General features: G+C 59.2%; 24 protein-coding genes. 11 read left to right on the top strand and 13 right to left on the bottom strand.

Going from position 1 to position 21,840, the window contains the following annotated elements; translation table 11 throughout:
• The first annotated feature begins 140 nt into the window (after nt 1–140).
• The 4 genes from D7X94_RS07850 to pgsA all read left to right on the top strand — a co-directional run bounded on the left by D7X94_RS07850 (nt 141) and on the right by pgsA (nt 3,923).
• Nucleotides 141–1,043 carry a YihY/virulence factor BrkB family protein gene (locus tag D7X94_RS07850; RefSeq protein ID WP_120427171.1) on the top strand — a complete coding sequence of 301 codons (903 nt, stop codon included), beginning with the start codon at nt 141–143 and terminating at the stop codon, nt 1,041–1,043.
• 79 nt (nt 1,044–1,122) lie between these two features.
• The gene (locus D7X94_RS07845) at nt 1,123–1,644 is read left to right on the top strand and encodes an NUDIX hydrolase (protein ID WP_120427170.1); all 522 of its coding nucleotides are present in this window, start codon (nt 1,123–1,125) and stop codon (nt 1,642–1,644) included.
• A 220-nt stretch (nt 1,645–1,864) separates the two neighbouring features.
• On the top strand, nt 1,865–3,205 hold the full coding sequence (rimO, locus tag D7X94_RS07840) for a 30S ribosomal protein S12 methylthiotransferase RimO (protein ID WP_120427169.1): 1,341 nt from the start codon (nt 1,865–1,867) through the stop codon (nt 3,203–3,205).
• Between the two features lie 142 nt (nt 3,206–3,347).
• On the top strand, nt 3,348–3,923 hold the full coding sequence (pgsA, locus tag D7X94_RS07835) for a CDP-diacylglycerol--glycerol-3-phosphate 3-phosphatidyltransferase (RefSeq protein ID WP_442857891.1): 576 nt from the start codon (nt 3,348–3,350) through the stop codon (nt 3,921–3,923).
• A gap of 396 nt (nt 3,924–4,319) precedes the next feature.
• Here the strand turns inward: pgsA and D7X94_RS07830 are convergent, their stop codons facing one another.
• A complete protein-coding gene (locus D7X94_RS07830; protein ID WP_147401679.1) occupies nt 4,320–4,844 on the bottom strand; it encodes a hypothetical protein in 525 nt (174 codons plus the stop codon).
• A gap of 325 nt (nt 4,845–5,169) precedes the next feature.
• Between D7X94_RS07830 and D7X94_RS07825 the strand changes: the two genes are divergently transcribed.
• On the top strand, nt 5,170–5,604 hold the full coding sequence (locus tag D7X94_RS07825) for a cell wall hydrolase (RefSeq protein ID WP_120427167.1): 435 nt from the start codon (nt 5,170–5,172) through the stop codon (nt 5,602–5,604).
• Nucleotides 5,605–5,625: 21 nt separating this feature from the next.
• On the top strand, nt 5,626–6,045 hold the full coding sequence (locus tag D7X94_RS07820; RefSeq protein ID WP_120427166.1) for a hypothetical protein: 420 nt from the start codon (nt 5,626–5,628) through the stop codon (nt 6,043–6,045).
• Nucleotides 6,046–6,087: 42 nt separating this feature from the next.
• Here D7X94_RS07820 and trxB read toward each other — a convergent pair whose 3' ends face one another.
• From trxB to D7X94_RS07790, 6 genes are all read right to left on the bottom strand, one after another.
• Entirely contained in the window at nt 6,088–6,990 is a 903-nt protein-coding gene (gene trxB / locus D7X94_RS07815) for a thioredoxin-disulfide reductase (protein WP_120427178.1), read from the bottom strand.
• 26 nt (nt 6,991–7,016) lie between these two features.
• Complete coding sequence (trxA, locus tag D7X94_RS07810; RefSeq protein WP_120427165.1) at nt 7,017–7,328, bottom strand: thioredoxin; 312 nt, start codon at nt 7,326–7,328, stop codon at nt 7,017–7,019.
• 654 nt (nt 7,329–7,982) lie between these two features.
• A complete protein-coding gene (locus D7X94_RS07805; RefSeq protein ID WP_120427164.1) occupies nt 7,983–8,702 on the bottom strand; it encodes an HAD family hydrolase in 720 nt (239 codons plus the stop codon).
• Between the two features lie 11 nt (nt 8,703–8,713).
• Nucleotides 8,714–9,079 (bottom strand): DUF1667 domain-containing protein, encoded by a 366-nt coding sequence (locus D7X94_RS07800; RefSeq protein WP_120427163.1) that lies wholly within the window; start codon nt 9,077–9,079, stop codon nt 8,714–8,716.
• On the bottom strand, nt 9,079–10,374 hold the full coding sequence (locus D7X94_RS07795; RefSeq protein WP_120427162.1) for an NAD(P)/FAD-dependent oxidoreductase: 1,296 nt from the start codon (nt 10,372–10,374) through the stop codon (nt 9,079–9,081). Before D7X94_RS07795 ends, D7X94_RS07800 begins: the two co-directional genes overlap by 1 nt.
• Nucleotides 10,371–11,813, bottom strand: coding sequence for an NAD(P)/FAD-dependent oxidoreductase (locus tag D7X94_RS07790; RefSeq protein WP_120427161.1), 1,443 nt, complete (start codon nt 11,811–11,813; stop codon nt 10,371–10,373). The genes D7X94_RS07795 and D7X94_RS07790 overlap by 4 nt, the downstream gene beginning before the upstream one ends.
• A 222-nt stretch (nt 11,814–12,035) precedes the next feature.
• Between D7X94_RS07790 and xylB the strand changes: the two genes are divergently transcribed.
• From xylB to D7X94_RS07770, 4 genes are all read left to right on the top strand, one after another.
• Nucleotides 12,036–13,559: a xylulokinase gene (gene xylB, locus D7X94_RS07785; RefSeq protein WP_120427160.1), complete on the top strand. Its 1,524-nt coding sequence runs from the start codon at nt 12,036–12,038 to the stop codon at nt 13,557–13,559.
• 3 nt (nt 13,560–13,562) lie between these two features.
• Nucleotides 13,563–14,129, top strand: a complete 567-nt coding sequence (locus tag D7X94_RS07780) for a hypothetical protein (protein WP_120427159.1) — start codon at nt 13,563–13,565, stop codon at nt 14,127–14,129.
• Nucleotides 14,130–14,303: 174 nt separating this feature from the next.
• The gene (locus D7X94_RS07775) at nt 14,304–15,176 is read left to right on the top strand and encodes a DegV family protein (RefSeq protein ID WP_120427158.1); all 873 of its coding nucleotides are present in this window, start codon (nt 14,304–14,306) and stop codon (nt 15,174–15,176) included.
• Nucleotides 15,177–15,190: 14 nt separating this feature from the next.
• The gene (locus D7X94_RS07770; RefSeq protein WP_147401678.1) at nt 15,191–15,841 is read left to right on the top strand and encodes a YczE/YyaS/YitT family protein; all 651 of its coding nucleotides are present in this window, start codon (nt 15,191–15,193) and stop codon (nt 15,839–15,841) included.
• A 194-nt stretch (nt 15,842–16,035) separates the two neighbouring features.
• Here D7X94_RS07770 and D7X94_RS18395 read toward each other — a convergent pair whose 3' ends face one another.
• Complete coding sequence (locus D7X94_RS18395; RefSeq protein ID WP_158590947.1) at nt 16,036–16,176, bottom strand: hypothetical protein; 141 nt, start codon at nt 16,174–16,176, stop codon at nt 16,036–16,038.
• Between the two features lie 713 nt (nt 16,177–16,889).
• Between D7X94_RS18395 and D7X94_RS07765 the strand changes: the two genes are divergently transcribed.
• A complete protein-coding gene (locus tag D7X94_RS07765) occupies nt 16,890–17,123 on the top strand; it encodes a ribbon-helix-helix protein, CopG family (RefSeq protein ID WP_243111225.1) in 234 nt (77 codons plus the stop codon).
• A gap of 62 nt (nt 17,124–17,185) precedes the next feature.
• Here the strand turns inward: D7X94_RS07765 and D7X94_RS07760 are convergent, their stop codons facing one another.
• The 5 genes from D7X94_RS07760 to D7X94_RS07740 all read right to left on the bottom strand — a co-directional run bounded on the left by D7X94_RS07760 (nt 17,186) and on the right by D7X94_RS07740 (nt 21,837).
• Nucleotides 17,186–18,883: a phospho-sugar mutase gene (locus D7X94_RS07760; protein WP_120427155.1), complete on the bottom strand. Its 1,698-nt coding sequence runs from the start codon at nt 18,881–18,883 to the stop codon at nt 17,186–17,188.
• A gap of 182 nt (nt 18,884–19,065) precedes the next feature.
• Nucleotides 19,066–19,650: a VanZ family protein gene (locus tag D7X94_RS07755; RefSeq protein ID WP_120427154.1), complete on the bottom strand. Its 585-nt coding sequence runs from the start codon at nt 19,648–19,650 to the stop codon at nt 19,066–19,068.
• 26 nt (nt 19,651–19,676) lie between these two features.
• Nucleotides 19,677–20,411, bottom strand: coding sequence for an elongation factor P 5-aminopentanone reductase (gene ymfI / locus D7X94_RS07750; RefSeq protein ID WP_120427153.1), 735 nt, complete (start codon nt 20,409–20,411; stop codon nt 19,677–19,679).
• Between the two features lie 14 nt (nt 20,412–20,425).
• Nucleotides 20,426–21,112 (bottom strand): HAD family hydrolase, encoded by a 687-nt coding sequence (locus tag D7X94_RS07745; RefSeq protein ID WP_120427152.1) that lies wholly within the window; start codon nt 21,110–21,112, stop codon nt 20,426–20,428.
• Entirely contained in the window at nt 21,109–21,837 is a 729-nt protein-coding gene (locus tag D7X94_RS07740) for an RsmE family RNA methyltransferase (RefSeq protein ID WP_120427151.1), read from the bottom strand. Before D7X94_RS07740 ends, D7X94_RS07745 begins: the two co-directional genes overlap by 4 nt.
• Between the last annotated feature and the right edge of the window lie 3 nt (nt 21,838–21,840).

Here is a 21,840-nt window from a genome sequence, read left to right as displayed (position 1 = left end):
ATTCGGTTAGCTCGTCAAACAACATGAAATGTTCACGACGAGCAAAGCGAGGAGTGGGTAAAAGTTTTTGATCAAACTTTTTTCAAAAAGTTTGTGGGGTTTGGGGCGAAGCCCCAAGGTCTTAAAAAGGAGGTCCCGCCATGTGGAAATTTCTGAAAAAGCATATCCTCTGGTTTGTGGACCGGGTCAACCGGGACCGGCTGGACTCCGCCTCGGCCCACGGGGCCTTCTTCCTCATCACCTCCTTTCTGCCCTTTGTGGCGTTTCTGCTCACTTTGATGCAGCGCATCCACTTTTCCTCCGGAGTTACCATGATAGAGGCCGCTCTGGAGCTGCTTCCCGCCGCTTTTTCTACCGCGCTCAGAGAGATCATCCCCAGCCCCATTGAGGCCTCCGGTGTGCTGCCTGTGGCCGTCATTATGTCTATCTGGTCTTCCTCCATGGGCATGGTGGCCATCATCAAGGGCCTGGACCATATCTACGAGGTGGAAACCCCCCGCAACTACATTATGCTGCGGGCCATGGCCGTAGTCTATGTGATCATGCTGGCCGTGGTGCTCATCGCCGCGGCACTGCTGCTGGTGTTCGGCTCCACCATCTACTATTTTCTGCTGGACCGCTGGCCCCTGGCCGCCGCGCTTCTGATAAAGTTTAAATCTCTGGTAGGCTTTGTGTTGTTGTTTTTCTTCTTTACGCTGCTGTACACCTTTGTACCTAGGCGAAAGGTGCGCTTCCGGCACAATCTGGCCGGGGCGGCCTTTGGAGCCGGGGGCTGGGTGCTGTTTTCCTTTTTCTTCTCCATTTTTGTGGAAAATTTCTCGAATTTTTCCATCTATGGCAGTCTGGCCACCTTGGTGATCCTGATGTTCTGGCTGTTCTTCTGCATGTACATCCTCTTTCTGGGCGGCGAGGTGAGCATGTGGTTGGAACGCGGCGGTGTTGGCGCGGATTGGAAAGCTCTGCTGAATCGGCGGGGCCGGAAAGGAAGAAAGCCGCCCTCCGGCAAAACGGCTTCTACGGTTGAGAAAAGCCGGAAGCCATAAAAGCGCGAGGCAGGAATAACGGCTTCCCGGTCTGCGGCTTTGAAAGGTCCGGAAATTTTAATCATAGGAAGGACTGCATATGGAGCTTTGGGATGTTTATGACAGGGAAGGAAATCCGGTGGGCCGCGTCCACAACCGGGCGGATCCTATGGCCCCAGGAGACTACCATCTGGCGGTGACCATCGTGATTGTAAATTCAGCTGGCGAGGTGCTGTGCACTCTGCGGAGCATGGAGAAAAGCGTCTATCCGGGCGTGTGGGAAAACCCCGGCGGAGGCGTGCTGTCCGGGGAGACAAGCCTGCAAGGGGCTCTGCGGGAACTGCGGGAGGAGACGGGCGTTGCCGCCGCGCCGGAGGATCTTTGCTTCCTCTGCCGGCGAACCGTGACGGAGCCCGGGGGCGGCGGCTTTCTCATGGACGTCTATGGGCTGAAGCGGAATCTCGCCATAGAGGAGCTAGCCCTGCAACCCGGCGAGGTAGATGCCGCAAAATGGTTTCCCTTAGACGAATGGGAGCGAAAGGCCAGGACCAGAGAGATCCTGGCTGGAGCCTATAGCGATGATTTTTTTGCGGCCGTGCGGGCTTTGGCGAAAGCCCCCTGACCCGGAACCGCTGGATGTCTATGGCGCATAGGGTAACCGTACTGGGAGGCTCCACCGGCGGGGCACGGATCTGCGGCCAAGCGAAACGGCAGATGCCCGCTGGGTTCCCCAGACGAGTGGAAAAAGTGTCCGGGCCAAGGAAATATGGGCCGGAGACGGTACGGAGAGTTCTTTGGCAAGGTGCGCGCTGACCGCGCCAAACTAGAGGGAGGTTTTTCATATGCCGGTAAGGGTTGGAATGATTAGTCTGGGCTGCGCCAAAAACCAGGTGGACGGCGAACTGCTGATGGCGAAGCTGAAAGCGGCTGGGTTTGAGTTGGTGGACGATGTTGCAATGGCGGATGTCGCCATTGTAAACACCTGCGGATTTATTGCCAGCGCGAAGAAAGAGTCCATCGATGAAATTTTAGAGTTGGGCCTGCTAAAAAAAGAGGGCCGCATTAAAAAGCTGGTGGCCACGGGATGCCTTTCAGAGCGGTATCAGGAAGAAATCCGCAAGGAGCTGCCAGAGCTGGACGGTGTACTGGGCATTGGAGCCAATGAGGATCCTGCCAAATATATCCGGGAGATCCTGGAGCGCGGATCGGTAGAAGCGTTCCCGGAGAAGGACAGGCTGCCCCTCTCCGGCGGACGGGAGCTGACCACCCCCAGCTGGTTTGCCTATCTGAAAATTGCCGAGGGCTGTGACAACCGCTGTTCCTACTGCGCTATCCCTTTTATCCGGGGAGGCTACCGCAGCCGCACTATGGAGAGCATTGAGGGGGAAGCCCTGGCTCTGGCGGAGAATGGGGCCAAGGAGCTGGTGCTTATTGCCCAGGATACCACCCGGTATGGGATAGACCTCTATGGAGAATATTCTTTGGGAAAGCTGCTCCGGCGGTTGTGCAGGATTGACGGAATTCAGTGGATCCGGGTGCTCTATTGTTATCCGGACGCCATTACCGATGAGCTTTTGGATGTGATGGCCCAGGAGGAAAAGGTGGTGCCCTATATCGACCTGCCCCTGCAGCACTGTTCGGAAAAGGTGCTGCAAGACATGAACCGTCGGGGAAGCCGGGCCTCTTTAACCGCTCTGCTGGAGAAAATCCGGGCGAGGGTGCCTGGGGTGATCCTGCGCACTACCCTGATCGCTGGTTTCCCTGGGGAGAGGACAGAGGACTTTGAGGAACTGGCAGAATTCGTGAAGGAGGTCCGCTTTGACCGGCTGGGCTGCTTTACCTATTCTCAGGAGGAGGGCACTCCGGCGGCGGATCTGCCTGGACAGATAGACGAGGAAGAAAAAGAGCGCCGGGCGGAAATCATCGGAGAGATGCAGATGGACATTGCCGAGGAAAAGGCTCAACATTACATAGGTCAAAGACTCCAGGTGCTGGTGGAGGGCTTTGACCGCTATGCAGAGTGCTGGTTCGGTCGGTCCTATATGGACGCGCCGGATGTAGACGGCCGGATTTTCTTCACCCTGGGGGAGACAGGAAAACGCCCTGTGCTGGGGCAGTTTGCGCAGGTAGAGATCAAGGACTGCCTGGACGGCGACCTGACAGGGGTGCTGGTGGACCGCTGATGGACGGTTCTTTGGGAACGGGGCTTCCCTGCCGCCGGCACATACTTCTCAAAAGTATGCTTTTATGAAGTACATATTGGCCTCTCAAAGAGTATAGAACTTACAAAGCCGCGTTACTCATACGCAAAAGGAAGGCAAAGAAATGAAAATGAATCTGCCCAATAAGCTGACTCTGTTGCGGGTGGCCATGGTGCCAATCTTTATGGTATTCGCTGCCTGGGTGAAATTCGGCACGCCAGACTTCAGCCGCCTATGGAGCTTTATCGCGGGGGCGGTGTTTGCCTTGGCCAGCCTCACTGATTTGCTGGACGGCAAAATTGCCCGGAAATACCACTTGGAGACGGATTTCGGCAAGTTTGCGGACCCCCTGGCAGACAAGATGCTCACCACCGCCGCATTTCTGTATATGATGGCAGACGGCGTATGCAGTCCTGTGGTACTAGCTCTCACCTTGTTCCGGGAATTCGCGGTGGCGGGGATTCGCATGGTGGCCGCAGCAAATCAGAAGGTGATTGCCGCCAATATGTGGGGCAAGGTCAAAACTGTGCTGCAGATGGCCAGCATTCTGCTCTACTACTTTTTGGCGGCCGCCGCCAGCGGCTCCGACGCTCTTTTCGTGTCTCTGGTCACGCAGGCCCTGTGCTGGGCCGTGGCTGCGGTGACGGTGGTCTCCGGCGTCATCTATATCAAGGACAACTGGGCGGTGGTCAAGGGATGACCACAAAAATTAAAAGGAGGGCCTTTTCGGCCCTCCCTCGTAAATGCAACTTAATTTACTTGTACTTCCCGTTTCACATACATTTTAGCAATACCTGCGGTAGTATGTGTACTTGCTCTTACAAATACCTGGGATACCCCGCTCCTAGGTCCAACCCTCAAGCCATATAGCATCCCAATAGGGAGATTTTTATAGTAGTCTATGCTCGAGCCGTTCGACCTTGAATACCCGATGTTTACGCTTGTAAGTCCCGCTTGTTTAGACTCAATCGCCCCGGACTCAACGAAATTCGTCACCTTGGTATTTGGAAAAGTAACTCCGCAAAACGGTGCCGTATTTCCACTGCCACTTGCGAACTTAGTGATATATAAATCGCTATTATATATCACCACAGGGTCAGAAACTAAATATGTCGTTTATTTGCGCAACAAACTCCTCCGACATTGCTACCATGCTGGCAGCCATTTGCTCTTCCAGGGCTTTTCTATCTTTTTCTGATATCGGTTGGCAGGGAACGTCCCAGTCCTCGGGGAAAAGCTCTGAGAAGGAGGGCACAAACCCGAACTCCTGCTTTTCCGGATCCAGAACATAACTGGTAACCTCGTCTATCGACCAGCTATAGCTATAGATGATCTCATTGCGGGCGGCTAGGATGGCTTCTTTTTCCTCCTCGGCGGCCGCCTCCAGATCCCGATGGGCGAGCTCCCAGGTATCCGGGTCGATTTCCGCCGCATGGGCCTCTGCCTGAAGCCTGCTGGAAATATCCTTCCACCCGGCATTCAGGTAATCCCGGCGCATTTCCTCCTGGCCTTCCCTGGCCTCCGCGATTGCCTCCGCATTTTCGGCAGTCGCCGCCGAAGCGGACACCGCGAGAAGGGAGACCAGCAGGGCCGCTGCCAGAACTGTCAAAATTCTTTTCACGATAAAGCACCTCTTTATTTCATGTCGGCGCCGGACCAGAAACACAAAGCCCCCTCCTTTCCGCCGGAGAGCTCCGCCGCGATTTTATTATAACGTAAACCTGGAGTTGGATTTTGCTTTATTGGAAATAATAGCAAACTTAACTCCTCGTTAACAATTAAATACCGGGATTTTGACAGGAAACAGCTCTGTGAGGAAGCCTCCTTCCCCGATAAGGTCTATTTCCCCGGCGGGGGGCATATCATGAAGAGAAATACCCGGAGCCCCCGGAAGGGAAACCGCGGGCCGGAAAAGCCCGGCGGCGGGCTCCAAGGAGGAAGGCGGCGTGGCGTTTTCAGACAGAGAGATCCTTGCGAGGATCATTGAGTGTGAGGCTGGGGGCGAGGGCGACACGGGAATGCAGGCGGTGGCCTGCGTGGTGATGAACCGGGTCCAGGTGACCTATGGGGAATATGGCCGGCTGTACACCATACGGGAGGTAGTCTATCAGCCCAGGCAGTTCACCTGCGTGATGGAGATGGTGGGCGGGCGCTACAACATGCAGAACATCTATAATATGCGGCCTACCGACGTCCACTACAATATTGCCGACTGGGCCATCGCGGGCAACCGGCTTACCAACCTGGGCTTCGCCCTGTGGTATTTCAACCCATTCAGCCCCAATTGCCGGCAGTATTTTCCCTCGCAGGTAGGACAGTTTGTGATCCGCCTGGGAGACCACTGCTTCTATAATCCCACAGAGAGCTATGCGGAAACTTGACGATTTTAAAGGAGGCGGCATATGAACGGAAACATGAGAGAATGCGGCAGAAATTCTCCGGCCATGCGCAGGCTGCAAAGCCGGGCGGACTATATGGCCGAGGCTGACGGCGCGGCGGTCCTGGACAATTTTGAGCATCCTCCCCAAGAGGATTTCGACTCTGAGGAAATGCGGGGCTCCATGCAGTCCATTTTGTCCCAGAATATCGGTAGCTTTGTGGTCATTGAATTCCTGATTGGCACAGGGGAGATCGTGCGTAAGCAAGGAATCCTGTACTTTGTAGGCAGGAGTTTTGTCACGCTCTACGATGAACCAGTAAATAATTTCATTGTCTGCGACATATTTTCTATTAAATTCGTCTACTTTTTTATGCCCAACGAGCGTCCCCGGCACAACTACAACCTCTTGCCCAATCCCTATAACGGCGGCCCTCGCAGATAAAAGTACAAAGACCCCCCACCTGTGTGGAGGGCCTTTGTACTTTTATCTTCCATCCAGATATTCCTGGGCCATAGCGGCCGCCACGGCTCCGTCTGAGGCGGCGGTGACGATCTGCCGCAAAGGTTTTTTCCGCAGGTCCCCGGCGGCAAAAACACCCGGAAGATTCGTGCGGGTATCCTCTCCTGCCAGCACATAGCCGTCCTCGCTGCAGGCAACTTGTCCCACAGCCAGCTGAGCGTCCGGCACCTGGCCCACCGCGATAAACACCCCGTCGCAGGCCAGTTCTTGGACTTCGCCGGTCTTTTTGTTTCGTACCCTCAGCCCGGAGAGCCTGTCCCCGGAGAGCAGCGCCGTGACCTCGCTGTTCCAGAGGAATTCCACGTTGCCCGCCTGCTCCAAAGCCTTCTGCTGGGGGAGGGGCGCACGCAGCTTGTCTCTCCGGTGAATCAGATAGATTTTGTCACAGAGCCGGGACAGGTACAGTCCATCAGACACAGCGGTGTTCCCGCCTCCGACAATCGCCACGGTTTTGCCCCGGTAAAACATTCCATCGCAGGTGGCGCAGTAGGAGACACCCCTGCCCCGCAGGTCCCCCTCCCTTTCCAGACCCAGTTCCCGGGGATGGGAGCCCATAGCCAGCACCACCGTCCGAGCCTGATATATGTGCTTTGGAGTATGGGCCAGCTTGACCTCTCCGGTGAGCTCCAGGGCGGAAACCTCTTCCAAAGCCGTCTTTGCCCCGAAGCGCTCTGCGCACTCCTTCATCTGCATGGCAAGATCAAAACCGTTGACTCCTTTAGGAAAGCCAGGGTAATTGTCCACCATATCGGTGGTGCCCATCTGACCGCCGGGGGCCAGCTTTTCCAGCAGCAGGACAGAGAGCCCCGCTCGGGCGCCATACAGGGCGGCGGTGTACCCAGCGGGCCCGCCCCCCACAATTAGCATGTCGAGGATATTCTTTTCAGGTTCCACTATTGAATCAAATCCTCCAGCGCGGATTTTTGCTGCAAGCCCACCAGAGTGGCGGCGATTTCGCCGTTTTTGAACAGGATGGCCGTGGGGATGCTCATCACCCCGTAGCGGCCGGCCAGATCGGGCTGCTCGTCCACGTTCACCTTGCCGACCTTGACTTTGTCCTGATTTTCCTCAGCGAACTCGTCCACAATGGGCGAGAACATCCGGCAGGGGCCGCACCAGGCGGCCCAGAAATCCACCAGCACGGGGATCTCTGATTTCAACGCTTCGGCCTCGAAATTTTCCTGGGTCAATGTGAGTACAGACATAGATTTTCCTCCTTTGATTATTTATAATATATTTTTTGAGTGTTTGTATGGGCGCGTGAGTGCGTGCGCGGGCTGATTGCGGAGCACCATGCCAGGCGGGCGAATTGGCTTTGTGCCTGCGCCCAGAGCTGGCCTTTCCCGCATCCGCCCCGCTCGCATTTTGCGCAAGCCGCAAAATGGCCGTGGGGAAACGGGCTTTGCCCGTTTCCCCGGCGGTTCGTCCTTCGGACGAACCCGAGCGGGGCACACGGCGCCAAGCATGGCGAGAGGATATAGCTGAGTTTCGCGGTGTGTCATGAGTTTTGCGAAGCAAAACTCTGCTGGGCTGGGTGCGAACACTCGTCACTGGCTGGTTCCGGTTTCCAGGGGACTTTTTTCTCTTGCAAAAAGTCCCCTCTTGCCGCTGCGCGGCAATTCACCACCAAAAATGCGCTTCTCAGGAGTTTAAGGACAAAGACCTTGAGGGCTGCGCGCCCTCAAACTCCCCGCCAGCTTAAGACCAGCTGGACCGGTCAATGTTGTTCCGCAAAATGTTCACGACGAACGTAGTGAGGAGTGGGTAAAAGTTTGTGGGGTGTGGGGGCGACAATCGCCAGTGGCGATTTCCCGTCGCCGACCGAACCGGCAGGTGAGACAACCCCACGGCCTTAACCGCTAGTCTACCCCGGCGAACCGCAAAAACTCCCGGAAGCTGCCTTTTTCCATCTTCGAGAGGTCCGCGTCCCCGGCGTTTTCCAGGCAATCGGTGACAAGATAAGCGGAGATGCCCGCCTGCCCCGCCGCCAGCACGTCCTCCCGGGGGTCGTTGCCCACCATCAGGCACTCCTCCGGGCGCTTCCCGACGGCCTCCAGAACCTGGGCGAAATAAGCCGGGTTGGGCTTACAGTAGGAGCTGTTCTCGTAGGTGGTCACGTGGAGGAAGTCCTCCGGCTCCAGGCCGATCCAGCTCAGCCGGGTGGCCACGCCCACCGCCGGAAACAGCGGGTTCGTAGCCAGAACCACCTGCCGGCCCTGGATCTTCAGGCCCTCCACGGCCTTTTTCGCCAGGGGATTCTCCCCCGTGGCGACTTTCGCCCCGTGGAACTCGTTGGCGTAGAAGCTGTCGAATATGGGCCGCATGTCCAGCACCCGCTCCCCCAGCTCCCCGGCAAACACCTCCCAGAAGCGCTGGTCGTTCTTCATGGAGCCGTCGTTCATCACCATGGCCTTGGTGCCCTTCCACACCGCCGCCACCAGGGATTCCGGGGCGTAGCCGTAGGGCGCGGCCTTCTGGGCCAGGAGCTTGAAATAGGCTTTTGTAAAGCGCTCCGTCTCCATGGGCAGCAGGGTGCCGTCCAGGTCGAAGAGCACGGTGGTAATTCTCTCGTCCAGCAAAGGGACACCTCCTATGGCTCTGTGGATTTTGTAGCGATCAGGTCCACGCCGGTGTCCGCCACGTTTTTGATGATTACGTCCCCGATCTGAACGGGTGCCTTGGCCACTGCCCGGCGGACAGCCTCCATCACGGCGAAAATCTTTTCCTTGGGGATATCGGTCCGGGTGCGCACGGAGATCACGGGGGGTACGCCCCCCTCCACCCGCACGGTGGAGGTGACGGTGCGCTCCGGCGCGGAGACCTCCTTGCGGCCGTAGGCCTCCCCCCGCTTGCAGGTGTTTCCGGTTACCCCCAGGACCTTCCCCTCCCCGTCGGTCTCCACCTTCAGGGGGCAGCCCAAGGGGCAGCTGATACAGGTGAGCTCTACAATAGGCATCAGGCGTCCTCCTCTCTGGCTTCCACGGTGATTTTCGTTTCATCGCCGGTGAGCCATTCCTTTTTCAGGGCGATCTGCTCCATCTCGCCGGGGGCCATGACGGGCCGTTTCCGGCGCAGGAGGGTTCTGGGCTCCTGCCCCGGCTCCTCCGCTAAGACGGTGACCACCGCCTTACGCATGTTCCGCCCCACCCGGAAGCGGACCACGGCCTCCCCGTCCATGCGGACAGGGTCCACCCCGGCGGGCACAGTGTACCGCACGGCCCCGGCTGGGGCCAGGGGGATCTCCCGCCCTCCGCCGGAGAGGGTCCCGGCGGCGAACCGAGCGGCGCAGCGTCCGGCGTTGGCGGCCTCCTCGGACACATAGTCCACCAGATCGTGGACGTGGAGCACGTTCCCGCAGGCGAACACCCCGGGGATATTGGTCTCCAGGCTCTCGTTGACCCTTGGCCCGCCAGTGGCCGGAGCCAACTCCACCCCCACGGCCTTGGACAGCTCGTTCTCCGGCAGCAGGCCCACGGACAGCAGCAGGGTGTCGCAGTCGAAGTCCTCCTCTGTGCCGGGGATGGGTTTCAGGTTTTGGTCCACCTGGGCGATGGTCACCCCGGAGACCCGCTCCTTCCCCCGGATGTCCACCACGGTGTGGCTGAGCTTCAGGGGGATGCCGTAGTCCTGGAGGCACTGGACGATGTTCCGCTTGAGCCCGCCGGAATAGGGCTGGATCTCCGCCACGCACAGGACCTTGGCCCCCTCCAGGGTCATCCGCCGGGCCATAATGAGCCCGATGTCCCCGCTGCCCAGAATCACCACCCGCCTCCCGGGCAGGTAGCCCTCCAGGTTCACCAGCCGCTGGGCCGTGCCCGCGGAGAAGATTCCGGCGGGGCGGGTTCCGGGGATGTTCAGGGCTCCCCGGGGCCGCTCCCGGCAGCCCATAGCCAGCACCACGGCCCTGGCACGGGTCTGGAGCAGGCCGTCCCGGCGGCTGACGGAGGTGACGGCCACATGATCCTCCTCCCGGCGCAGGTCCACCACGGTGGTGCTGAGAAGATAGGGAATCCCCAGGTCCTTCACCTGCCGGATGTACCGGGCGGCATACTCGGGCCCGGTGAGTTCTTCTTGGAAGGTGTGCAGGCCGAAGCCGTTGTGGATGCACTGGTTGAGGATGCCCCCCAGCTCCTTTTCCCGCTCCAGGATGACGATGTCCCGCGCGCCGGCCTCTCTGGCCGCGATGGCCGCCGCCAGCCCCGCAGGCCCGCCGCCGATGATGGCAATCTCGTGAATGCCGCTCTGGCTCATGCTTCCCTCTCCCCTCTGGTTTTTTTCAACACGATCTGGGAATCCCCGCCATTTTTCCGGATTTCCGTAAGATCCAAGCGAAGCTCCCGGGCCAGAATCTCCATCACCCGGGGAGAGCAGAAGCCGCTTTGGCACCGGCCCATGCCCGCCCGGGTTCGGCGCTTCACGCCGTCCAGAGTCCTGGCCCCCAGAATGCCGTGAATGGCGTCCAGGATCTCCCCCTCGGAGACCTCCTCGCACCGGCAGATGATATTTCCATAGAGTGGATTCTCCGCGATCTTCGCCGCCCGCTCCTCAAGGGGCAGCTCCGCGATTCTGGGCGCGCCCCTGCGGATGGGGTCGAAATCGGGGTTCTCCTCTAGGCCCAGCTTGTCCGTCACCAGTCCGGCCAGATATTCGCCGATGGCCGGGGCGCTGGACAGGCCCGGAGACTCGATCCCCGCCCCGTCGAAAAAGCCCGGCGCGCTCTCCGCCAGAACGAAGTCGTCCCCGGCCTCGTGGGCCCGCAGGCCCATAAAGGAGGTGATCACCTGCCGGTAGGGGATATCTTTCACCCCCCAGGCGGACTTCTCCATCACCTCGGTGAGGCCGGCGGCGGTGGTAGCGGTGGAGTCGGGATCCTCCACATCGGCGGCGGTAGGGCCCAGGAGCAGGTTGCCGTGGACAGTAGGGCTCACCAGCACGCCCTTGCCCAGTCTGCCGGGCAACTGGAAGATAGTGCGGCCCACATGGCCCCCGGCGGTCTTGTCCAGCAGGCAGTACTCCCCTTTCCGGGGGATGACTGCCAGTTTCTGTTCACATACCATATTGTGGAGGAGGCCCGCGTGGACCCCGGCAGCGTTCACCACCGTCCGCGTATGGACCTCCTCCCCTCCGGCCTGGAGGACCCAGCCCCCCTCTTCGGGGGAGAGGCCCGTCACCTCCGTATCAAAGCGGAACTCCACCCCGTTTTTGGCAGCGCTTTCCGCCAGACCCAGGGTGAGGGCAAAGGGGCAGATGATCCCGGAGGTTTTCGCCAGCAGGGCCCCGCACACCTCCTTCGACAGGTTGGGCTCCAGGGCCCGGGCCTGCTCCCCGGAGAGGAGCTCCAGCCCCTCCACGCCGTTTTCCCGGCCCCGCTCCTGGAGCTCTCGGAGCCTAGGCAGCTCCTCTTCCCGTAGGCAGACCACCAAGGCCCCCACACGCCGGAAGGGAATGTCCAGTTCTTCCGAGAGCTTGTCCATCATCAGATTGCCCCGCACGTTCATTCTGGCTTTCAAAGAACCGGGCTGGGCGTCGAACCCGGCGTGAATGATGGCGGAATTGGCCTTGCTGGTGCCCTCGCACACATCGGAGGCCTTTTCCAGCACCAGAAAGCGTCCCTTTCTCCGGGAGAGCTCCCGGGCCACGGCGCTTCCGGTGACTCCCGCGCCAATGACGACCGTGTCGTATCGTTTCATGAGTTGATACCGTTCCCTTTCCAAATATTATCTGGACGTATTGAGGGTTTCCAACGGCTCCGAGGTCTTAAAGCCGATAGAGTAACGTACGAAAAGCGCAACACACTTTTCGTACATTTTAGCACAAAGATATTTTTCGCGCAAGCCCAAACTGTCACTTGACATCTCTCTGCAAAAGGTAGAAAATAGTAGCAATAGAAAACTCCCAAAGGAGATGGCAAAATGGAATATATTATTGGCATAGATCTGGGAACCAGCGGCACGAAAACCGTACTCTTTGACCGGGCGGGGCAGGTCGTGGCCAGCGCCTCGGAGGAATATCCCCTGTATCAGCCCCAAAACGGCTGGGCGGAACAGGATCCGGAGGACTGGTGGCACGCCGCAGCCCACACCATCCGCAGGGCTGTGGAAAAAAGCGGCGTGGATCCGGCGGACATCAAGGGCGTGGGCCTCTCCGGGCAGATGCACGGACTGGTGATGCTGGACAAAAACGGCAAAGTGCTCCGGCGCTCCATCATCTGGTGCGACCAGCGCAGCGGCAAACAGTGCGAGGAGATTACTGAGCGGGTGGGACGGGATCGCCTCATCGCCATTACAGCCAACCCGGCCCTCACCGGCTTCACTGCCGCCAAGCTCCTCTGGGTGCGGGAGCATGAACCGGAAACCTACAAGGCCTGTGCCCATATCCTGCTGCCCAAGGACTATGTGCGATACATGCTCACCGGGGAGTTCGCCACGGAGGTTTCCGATGCCTCGGGGATGCAGCTGTTGGACGTGCCCAACCGGTGCTGGAGCCAGGAGGTGCTGGAAAAGTTGGATGTCGACCCTGCCCTGCTGGCCAAGGTGTACGAGTCCCCGGAGATTACCGGGGAGATCGGTCCGGAGGCGGCCAAACTCACCGGGCTGCGTCCGGGCACTCCCGTGGTGGGCGGCGCAGGGGACAATGCCGCCGCTGCGGTGGGCACCGGCGTGGTTCGGGACGGCAAGGCCTTCACCACGCTGGGCACCTCCGGGGTAGTGTTTGCCCACACTGATCAAATCTCCATTGACCCCAAGGGCCGGGTGCATACTTTCTGCTGCGCCGTGCCGGGGGCCTGGCATGTGATGGGCGTCACCCAGGGAGCGGGACTCTCCCTCAAGTGGTTCCGGGACAATTTCTGCTATTCGGAGATCGTCTCCGCCCAGGGGCTGTGCGTCGACCCCTATGTGCTCCTGGACAAACAGGCGGAGCACTCCCCCATAGGCAGCAACAAGCTGCTCTATCTGCCCTACCTCATGGGTGAGCGCACCCCCCACCTGGACCCGGACTGCCGGGGCGTGTTCTTCGGCCTTTCGGCCATGCACATAAGGAGCGATCTGCTCCGGGCCGTGATGGAAGGCGTAGTGTTCTCTCAGCGAGACAGCATAGAAGTGCTGCGGGAGATGGGCATTTCCACCGGAGAGATGCTGGCTTGCGGTGGGGGCGGGACTTCCCCTCTATGGCGGCAGATGCTGGCCGACGTGTACAACTGCCCGGTGCGCACGGTGCAATCCAAGGAGGGACCGGCCCTGGGCGCGGCCATTCTGGCCGGTGTGGGCTCGGGGCTGTACCCCTCAGTACAGGAGGCCTGCGACGCCATGGTAAAGGTGAACCCGCCCCAGGAGCCCATTGAGGCTAACGTGAAGGAATATGAGAAGTTCTACCGGGTGTACACCGGGCTCTATCCGGCGCTGAAGGAGAACTTCAAACAACTGGCGGAGCTGTAAAGAATGGGGGAAGAGAAAACAGTCTGCGTCCTGTCCTTCAGCGGGCGGAAGGGCGGAAACTGCGCCGCCATCGGGGAGGAGATCCGGAAATATTGGAGCGAAAGGGCAGAGGTCCGGGTCTTTGATTTCTCCGGCCTCTCCATCGCCCCCTGCGGGTGCTGCGAATATCAGTGCTTTCACGCGCGGGAGGCCTGCCCTCATTCCAACGACCCGGAGCGGGAACTGTGCGAAGCCGTGGCGGAAAGCGGCCTTACTTATTTTATTGTGCCCAACTACTGCGACTACCCCTGCGCCAACTTCTTCATGTTCAACGAGCGGAGCCAGTGCTGCTTCCAGGGGCGCCCGGACCTGCTGGAGAAATACCTGGCCGCGCCGAAAAAATTCATCGTGGTCAGCAATACCAACCGGGACAATTTTACCGCCGCCTTCCGCTATCATATGCCGGAAAGCGAGGAGCCAGAGATCCTGTTTCTCAGTGCCAAAGCGTTCCAGAAGAGAAGCATAGACGGCGGTTTGATGGAGTCGGCCCAGGCCCGGGAAGCCCTGCTGAGCTTTCTGGAGACGGACTAGGGCATGTTCACACAAGTTGAGTATGCGAATTTTTGAGCAGATTTTTGGCAGATTCAAGGCAGAAATTCGCAGACGTACTTGCCGCACTTCCAGAATTTTTAATGTAGAAGATACCGAAAATCTGCCAAAAAGACGTGTGCGAATACTTATGCGAACACGCCCTAGGAGGAAGCTATGAATAGAATCATTCTCAGCGCGGACAGCACCTGCGACCTGGGGGAGGAGCTGAAGGCCCGCTATGACGTGCATTACTACCCCTTCCACATCATTCTGGAGGAGAAGGACTACCAGGACAACGTGGACATTACGGTCAAGGAGATCTTCGCCGCCTACTACGACCGCAAGGCCCTGCCCCGCACCGCAGCCATCAACATGAGCGAATACGTGGATTATTTCCAAGACTGGGTCAGCCAGGGTTATGACGTAATCCATCTGAACCTGGGCGGGGCGATTTCCAGCGCCCACAAAAACTGCGTGCTGGCCGCCCGGGAGCTTCAGGAGTCCGGCGCGCCGGGACGAGTTTACCCCATCGACAGCTTCAGTCTTTCCACAGGCATCGCCTTGCAAGTAATCGACGCCGGGGAGATGATCAGCGCCGGGCTCTCCGCCGGGGAAATTGCCCAGCGCTTGGAGGCCAACCGGCCGCATGTCCATGCCAGCTTCATCCTGGACACCCTGGACTTTATGCGGGCCGGGGGCCGCTGCTCCACGATCGCGGCAGTGGGGGCAAACCTCCTGAGCCTGAAACCCTGCATTGAGGTGGACAACTCCGATGGTAGTATGCACGTGGGGAAGAAGTACCGGGGCAGCCTGCAAAAAGTGCTGCCCGCCTATGTGAAAGACAAACTGGCCCAGTATCCCCACATCAAGCGGGACCATATCTTCATCACCTACTCCAGCATCTCCCCAGAGCTGGAATCACTGGTGCGGGAAACCATTCGGTCTACCCTGGATTTTGGGGAGATCCACGCCACCCGCGCCAGTTGTACAATTGCCAGTCATTGCGGTCCTAACACTCTGGGAATCCTGTTTGAAACCGAGGACTGATTATGGAGAAATGGATGAATCGGTTTGCGGGGCAGCACCTTGTAAAGCGCACGGGGATTATGCTGGCCTCTGTGATTGTGATGGGAATGGGCGTGGGATTTTTCATGCTGGCGGAGATGGGCTCGGACCCCTTCTCCACCCTGAACCTGGGGGTCTCCTCGAAAATCGAGGTGAGCTTCGGGACCTGGCAGGCGGTTTTCAATGTCCTGCTGCTGATCGTTGTGGTGCTGACGGACCGCTCCAAGCTGGGGCTGGGCACGGTGGGCAATATGTTTCTGGTGGGCTTCTCCGCCGACGTGATGAAGGGATTTCTGGTGAACGTGCTTCCCCCCGCGGAAGAGCTGGGCTTTGTGGTGCGGGTGCTCCTCACCCTGCTGGGGGTGTCCATGCAGCTGGTGGGCTGCTCCTTCTACGTGACCTGCGACCTGGGCATGGCGCCTTACGACTGCGTCAGCTATATTGTACCCGAGCGCACTAAAATTCCCTTTCGCTGGTGGAGAATCTCCATTGACGTGGCCTGCGTGGCGGTGGGCTTTGCCTGTGGGGCCTCCATCGGCATCGGCACGCTGCTGATGGCCTTCTGCACCGGGCCCATCCTTCCCTTGCTAAACCGCTATGTGGCCGGTCCAGTGGTAGGCGGGAATGTGGAAAAGAATTCTATGTAAATTATAGTTACCGTGGTCCAAAAGCGGTATGCTCCTCTTGAACCAGGCGGGGAGGTTACCACCTCCTGGGCTGTCCTGCTTGAAATCAGTGTTTGCGGTTTTATAGTAAACGCACTTAAAAATCGGTATATGCCGATTTTTAAGCCAGGAGAAGCATTCAGCTTGTTTCCCTCTAAATAAATTGTGTTGTGAAGTTATGAAAGCGCCTGCTGGGAGACCCCGGCGGGCGCTTTTTCCTGGCCCGGCGTATCCCGGCCTTCGCTGCCATAGGCAACGAGCGCAGCCAGAACCGCCGCCATAAAGAGGATTGGGAGGAATTTTTTTAAGGCTTTCACTGATTCACCTGCTTCAAGTTTGACTATAATTATATAGTTTAAATAGACTATATAATTATAGCATAGGAAATTGGCAGATGTCAAGGTAGAATATTTGCAGGGAAGTTTTTTTGAAGTGATGAGAGGCCTTCGGGCGCACAAGACCTTGGGACTTTGCCCCAAACCCCACAAGGGGCCTAACGCCCCTTGACCGCGTAACGCAATATAGTGGGCTTTACCGCACATAACTAACCAGGGTAAAAGTTTTTGAGACTTACCGAAGGTAACGTCTTAAACTTCTTTTCAAAAAGTTTGGCGGGGTGAAGGGGGCGACAATCGCCAGTGGCGATTTCCCGTCGCCGACCGAGCCGGGGAAGCTCCCCGGTGGGGAGCGTTCTGATCCGACCGAGTCGGCAGACGAGACCAGGCGAGACAGGCCCCTGGCCAGCTGAGAGCACTTGCACCCAGCCTGACAGAGTTTTCGCCGCACTTTTGCACAGCAAAAGACAGCCGTCTCACGGCTGGGGCGGAAACTCATGACACACCGCGAAAACCAGCCTGCGTATTTCGCCCCGCTTGGTGCGGTGTGCCGGGGAGGCCTCCCACTACTCAAAAAACACGCGTTTGGGCCACTCCCTGTTTCCAGAGGCACGGTACGAAAATTATGAGGAAAGGAACGGTATAGGATCGTTGACGCGCTTTCAGAGGGGAAAAAGCCTGAGGGCGCTCCGTGGTTGACAACGATACCAACCCTATGCCCCATGGCAACTGCAATGACCCAGGAAATCCGGATTACAAAAAAGCCGGCCCGCAGAGGGGACGACGGCTACAAGGTGGTATCGGTGCGGATGAAGGAGGAGATGCTGGAGCGGCTGGACGTCCTCTCGGGAAAGACCAACCGCTCCCGGAACGAGCTGATCAACCTCCTGCTGGAGTCCGCCCTGGATATCGTCAAGGTGGACGACTAGGCGGAAAAAGGGCCCTCCCCAAAACGGGGAAGGCCCTTGTCTTTGCGGTGCATCCAGATGCGTCAGATCCCCAGCAGCCCGGGAACCGCGTCCTTCATCTTCTGGATGATCTCCCCGGCTTCGGCCTTGGTGGCGCCCTTGCCGGAGAGGTAGATCTTGATCTTGGGCTCAGTGCCGGAGGGGCGCACGATCAGCTTGCAGCCGTTCTCCATGCGGTACTCCAGCACGTTGGACTTGGGCAGGTCAATCTTGCCCTCCTTGTCCCCATAGGACTGAGACTCCTGGTAGTCGCTGCGGCCCACAACCTTGGCCCCGGCGATCTGGGTGGGGGGATTCTTCCGCAGGGTGTCCATGATGCCGTTCATGGTCTTCATGCCGTCCTCGCCCTCGAAGCCGAAGTTGCACAGGTCGTTCTTGTAGTAGCCGTACTTCTCGTAGAGGGCGTTCATGGCGTCCACCAGAGTCATGCCCTTCTCCTTATAATAAGCGGCCATCTGGCAGATGAGCATACTGCCGTCCACCGCGTCTTTGTCTCGGACATACCCGCCGGAAAGATAGCCGTAGCTCTCCTCAAAGCCCAAGAGATAGCTGTCCGCGCTGCCCTCCTTCTCCTCCAGCTCCGCGATAATGTCGCCGATATACTTGAAGCCCGTGAGGCAGCGGCGCAGCTCCACGCCGTAATCCTTGGCGATGGGGTCCACCATGTCCGTGCTGACGATGGTGGTGACGGCCACGGGATGGGCGGGCAGGCGGTCCTGCTCCTTCTTTACCCGGGCAATGAAATCCAGGAGCAGGATGCCCACCTCGTTGCCGGTCATGAGCACATAGTCCCCGTGCTGGTTCACCGCGATGCCCACCCGGTCGGAGTCCGGGTCCGTAGCCAGCAGCAGGTCGGGCTGGACCTTCTCGCACAGGGCCAGCCCCTTCTCCAGCGCCTCCCGGAACTCGGGGTTGGGATAGGGGCAGGTGGGGAAGTTGCCGTCGGGCTCACTCTGCTCGGGAACCACAGTCACGTCCTTCACGCCGATCTTGTCCAGAATGCGCAGCACACACATCTTGCCCGCGCCGTTGAGGGGGGTATACACCAGCTTCAGGGAACTGGCGTCCACATTCAGGCTCTCGCCGTAGACGGCCTCAATAAAGGCGTCCACGGTCTCCTCGCCGATGTACTCGATGAGGCCCTTGTCAATGCCCTCCTGGAAGTCCATCTTCTTCACGTCAGAGAAGATGTCCAGGGAGTTGATCTCATTCATGATGCCGTCGGCCATATCGGCGGTGACCTGGCAGCCATCGGAGCCGTAGGCCTTATAGCCATTGTACTTGGCAGGGTTGTGGCTGGCGGTGACGCAGATGCCCGCGTCGCATTTCAGGTGCCGCACCGCGAAGGAGAGCGCCGGAGTGGGCATCAGCTGGGGATAGAGATACGCCTTGATTCCATTGGCCGCCAGCACCGCCGCCGACTGCTGGGCAAAGGCCACGCCCTTGTTCCGGCTGTCGTGGGCGATCGCCACACTCTGAGGCTTGCCGTTCGCGTGGGCCAGCAGGTAATTGGCCATACCCTGGGTGGCCTTGCGCACGGTGTAGACGTTCATGCGGTTGGTGCCCGCGCCGATCACGCCCCGCAGGCCGCCGGTGCCAAACTCCAGGTCCCGATAGAACCGGTCGTTGATCTCCTCCAGCTGGCCTTTGACGGATTCCAGCTCCTGGGTAAGATCCTTATCGTCCAAATCCTGCTGGAGCCATCTTTCAAATTCTGTCATACTGCATCGTCCCTTTCTCCCCGGCGGTTTCGAGCCCATAGCATATGGCCGGATTATTTCTTATTAAGATTACCATTTTTTGGAGAAAAAGTCAACTCGAATCCTGGCAAATTTTCAGACAAACCTTCCATAGAAGCCAAAGAAATCTTGCCATGGTACGCGCGCAGATCTCATCTGGAATCTCAGCCTTTGCGCCCGCGCAGAAAGCGCCGGACGAACAGGAAAACCGTCAGCCCCAGCAGGACGCCCAGGATGTTGGCAATCAAATCATCAACGTCAAAGCTGCGGCCCACAAAAGGTTGGACCAACTCTGTTGCCAGAGACATCGTCCCGCCTGCGGCCAGAACCTTGCCAAAGCCAGCTTTTTTCCACACCCAGGGCAAGAGGATCCCCATCGGGAAATACATCAGCACATTGCCCACAGCCATAACCCGGGTCCAGCTGCCCCCGGTCAGTTCACCCCGCAGATACAGAAGAAGGGAAGGTGTAAAATTAAAGTCCAGGGTAATCGCCCAACCCATTTCCCCGCTGGGAAATCCATTGGCCAGGCGGAACCAAAACTCACTCCAGAAGTTGGGCGGGACCAAAACCAGGGAAAGAAGGCCGGTAAAATAGCATACGAGCAGGAGCAAGAGAATCTCTTGGGGCCAGGCGCCTCGCCGAAGGCCCTTGCCCCGGAGAAGCCAGCCCCGCACGTTCCAATAGATTAGGGCCACAAAGCCGGTGAAGGGAACCACCTGTAACAGGTATATCAGAATTTCTCCCATAGAAGCCTCCTTACCGGTACAAGTTTTTATATCAGGAATCCCCCGTTCACTCCGATGGTCTGTCCGGTGACAAACTCGTTCTCCGCCAAGAAAATCGCCGCGTGGGCTACATCCTCCGGCGCGCCAATGCGCAGGAGGGGGGTCTCCTCCCGGAGCGTGTCCAGGACTTCCGGAGAGAGACGAGCGTTCATAGAAGTGTTAATCACGCCGGGAGCAATGCAGTTCACTCGGATGCCGGAGGGGCCCTCCTCCTGAGCCAGGGCCTGGGTCAGACCGATGATCCCCGCCTTGGAGGCGGAGTAGGCTGCCTCGCAGGAGGCCCCCTGCTGGCCCCACATGGAGCTGATGTTGATGATGCACCCGGACTTTGCCCGGATCATGGGGAGCAGGGCCCGGCGGCAGCAGAGGAACACGCTGGTCAGGTTCACGTCCAGCACCCGCCTCCACTCCTCCAGCGTCATGTCCGTGAGCAGCCCCTGCCAGGAGATTCCCGCGTTGTTCACCAGAATCCCCACGGGGCCCAGCCGGCCCTCCACTTCGCCGAACAGCCGGGAGACCTCCTCCTCCTGGGACAGGTCCCCCTGAAAGAGCTCCGCCCGGCCTCCCGCCCGGCGGATTTCCTCCCGGACGGCCAGGGCCTCCTCCCGGCGGGTATTGTAGTGCAGGGCCACGGGATACCCCTTCCCGGCAAAGGCCAGGGCGATGGCCCGGCCGATGCCCCCGGAGGCCCCAGTGACAAGGACTGTGTCTCTATCAGGCATTGGTTTCACCCACCCTATCTCAGAATATTCAATAGCCCTGTGAGGCTTGGGACCTCAAAGTCCGGGACTTCGCCGCTGGGAGGAACTTTTTGTCTCCTCCGGTTTACCCAGCAGGTTTTCATGCCCACCCGCCGGGGCCCGGCCACGTCGTCCAGAAGGGAATCCCCTACAAAAAGCACCTGGGCTGCGGAGAGCCCGATCCCCTGGAGAATCTTTTCATAAAAAGCCGGATAGGGCTTATAGACCCCAAGGCTTTCCGACGTATAGACATGGGGGATCTCTAGGCCGCTCCGACTCAGGTCCCGGAAAAGAGGCTCGCTGTCCGTTGTGGAGCCGATGGCCAGAAGGAAGGATCCGGCCAGAACGTCCAACACCTCCCTGACCTCTGGAAAGGGCTGGCGTGTCCCCTGGCGTCGGAGCATGATTTCCACATCCCGGCCCGCGTCCCCGGCGAAACCCATCTCCTCATACAGGCGCGCCAAGTCCCGGTGGAAAATCTCCGCCTCCGGCACAAATTTTTTCAGCCCATTCATATGGACCCGGTGCAATGCTTTCCACCGGGCATAGAACGCCTCCGGGGAGAGATCCGACCTGCCGTTCAGAGCCAGGATCTCCCTGGCCGCGTCCACGGAACCGGTCCCGGTGGAAAAGAGGGTGCCGTAGGCATCGAAAACCACCGCTTTGACCAGGGGAAGGCTCACAGCTCCATCTCCCCCTTTTCATACAGGATGGCGGCAAGGGCTACTAGGGGGGCCGTCTCTGTGCGCAGGATGCGGGGCCCCAGGCTCACGGATTTCGCCCCCAGGCTCTCCGCCAGGGCCGCCTCTTCCGGGGCGAAGCCCCCCTCCGGCCCCACAAATAGGAACAGGCGGCTTCCCGTCCCCTTCAAGGCGGATTTCAGGCCCAGAACGGCCTTTTCATAGAGAAAGAGGACCTCCCCCTCCCGGACGGCGGCCTCCAGGGCGGACCGCAAATCCGTGGGAGGCAGTACCTGGGGGACGGTCCCCCGGCCGCTCTGCATGGCGGCCTCCAGGGCGATCTTCCGCAGCCGGGCCAGCTTTTTCGCCTGGGATTTCTCCTCCCATTTCGCCACGCAGAACCGGCTCTCAATGGGCCAGACGCGCCGGGCCCCCAGCTCCACGGATTTCTGGGCCACGGTCTCCAGCTTGTCTCCCTTGGGCAGGCACTGGCAGACGGTGACCTCCGTTTCCGGCTCGCCCCGGCTGGGAACCGCCTCCCCCACCCGCAGGAGCAGGCTGTCTCCGGTGTTCTCCTTTACCGTGGAGGGGTAGTCCGTGCCCTTGCCGTCGCAGAGGGTGACAGCCTCTCCAGGCCGCAGGCGTAGCACCTTGGCTCCGTGGCGGCCGGCCTCGCCGTCCAGGAGGAATTCCCCCGCCAGGGGCTGCTCCACAAAAAATCTGGGCATGGG

It is taken from the genome of Acutalibacter sp. 1XD8-33 (assembly GCF_003612555.1).
Taxonomy (GTDB): domain Bacteria; phylum Bacillota; class Clostridia; order Oscillospirales; family Acutalibacteraceae; genus Acutalibacter.
Note: the sequence above shows the minus strand (reverse complement) of the source record. Positions and strands in the feature narration are given on the sequence as shown.

What these genes read in the sequence shown, in the direction of transcription:
- D7X94_RS07770 (WP_147401678.1), top strand. Translation starts at nt 15,191, where the DNA reads ATGAATCGGTTTGCGGGGCAGCACCTTGTAAAGCGCACGGGGATTATG.
- D7X94_RS07845 (WP_120427170.1), top strand. Translation starts at nt 1,123, where the DNA reads ATGGAGCTTTGGGATGTTTATGACAGGGAAGGAAATCCGGTGGGCCGC.
- ymfI (WP_120427153.1), bottom strand. Translation starts at nt 20,411, where the DNA reads ATGCCTGATAGAGACACAGTCCTTGTCACTGGGGCCTCCGGGGGCATC.
- D7X94_RS07760 (WP_120427155.1), bottom strand. Translation starts at nt 18,883, where the DNA reads ATGACAGAATTTGAAAGATGGCTCCAGCAGGATTTGGACGATAAGGAT.
- rimO (WP_120427169.1), top strand. Translation starts at nt 1,865, where the DNA reads ATGCCGGTAAGGGTTGGAATGATTAGTCTGGGCTGCGCCAAAAACCAG.
- D7X94_RS07795 (WP_120427162.1), bottom strand. Translation starts at nt 10,374, where the DNA reads ATGAGCCAGAGCGGCATTCACGAGATTGCCATCATCGGCGGCGGGCCT.
- pgsA (WP_442857891.1), top strand. Translation starts at nt 3,348, where the DNA reads ATGAAAATGAATCTGCCCAATAAGCTGACTCTGTTGCGGGTGGCCATG.
- D7X94_RS07800 (WP_120427163.1), bottom strand. Translation starts at nt 9,079, where the DNA reads ATGCCTATTGTAGAGCTCACCTGTATCAGCTGCCCCTTGGGCTGCCCC.
- D7X94_RS07740 (WP_120427151.1), bottom strand. Translation starts at nt 21,837, where the DNA reads ATGCCCAGATTTTTTGTGGAGCAGCCCCTGGCGGGGGAATTCCTCCTG.
- D7X94_RS07775 (WP_120427158.1), top strand. Translation starts at nt 14,304, where the DNA reads ATGAATAGAATCATTCTCAGCGCGGACAGCACCTGCGACCTGGGGGAG.
- xylB (WP_120427160.1), top strand. Translation starts at nt 12,036, where the DNA reads ATGGAATATATTATTGGCATAGATCTGGGAACCAGCGGCACGAAAACC.
- trxB (WP_120427178.1), bottom strand. Translation starts at nt 6,990, where the DNA reads ATGCTAATTGTGGGGGGCGGGCCCGCTGGGTACACCGCCGCCCTGTAT.
- trxA (WP_120427165.1), bottom strand. Translation starts at nt 7,328, where the DNA reads ATGTCTGTACTCACATTGACCCAGGAAAATTTCGAGGCCGAAGCGTTG.
- D7X94_RS07790 (WP_120427161.1), bottom strand. Translation starts at nt 11,813, where the DNA reads ATGAAACGATACGACACGGTCGTCATTGGCGCGGGAGTCACCGGAAGC.
- D7X94_RS07780 (WP_120427159.1), top strand. Translation starts at nt 13,563, where the DNA reads ATGGGGGAAGAGAAAACAGTCTGCGTCCTGTCCTTCAGCGGGCGGAAG.
- D7X94_RS07820 (WP_120427166.1), top strand. Translation starts at nt 5,626, where the DNA reads ATGAACGGAAACATGAGAGAATGCGGCAGAAATTCTCCGGCCATGCGC.
- D7X94_RS07850 (WP_120427171.1), top strand. Translation starts at nt 141, where the DNA reads ATGTGGAAATTTCTGAAAAAGCATATCCTCTGGTTTGTGGACCGGGTC.
- D7X94_RS07755 (WP_120427154.1), bottom strand. Translation starts at nt 19,650, where the DNA reads ATGGGAGAAATTCTGATATACCTGTTACAGGTGGTTCCCTTCACCGGC.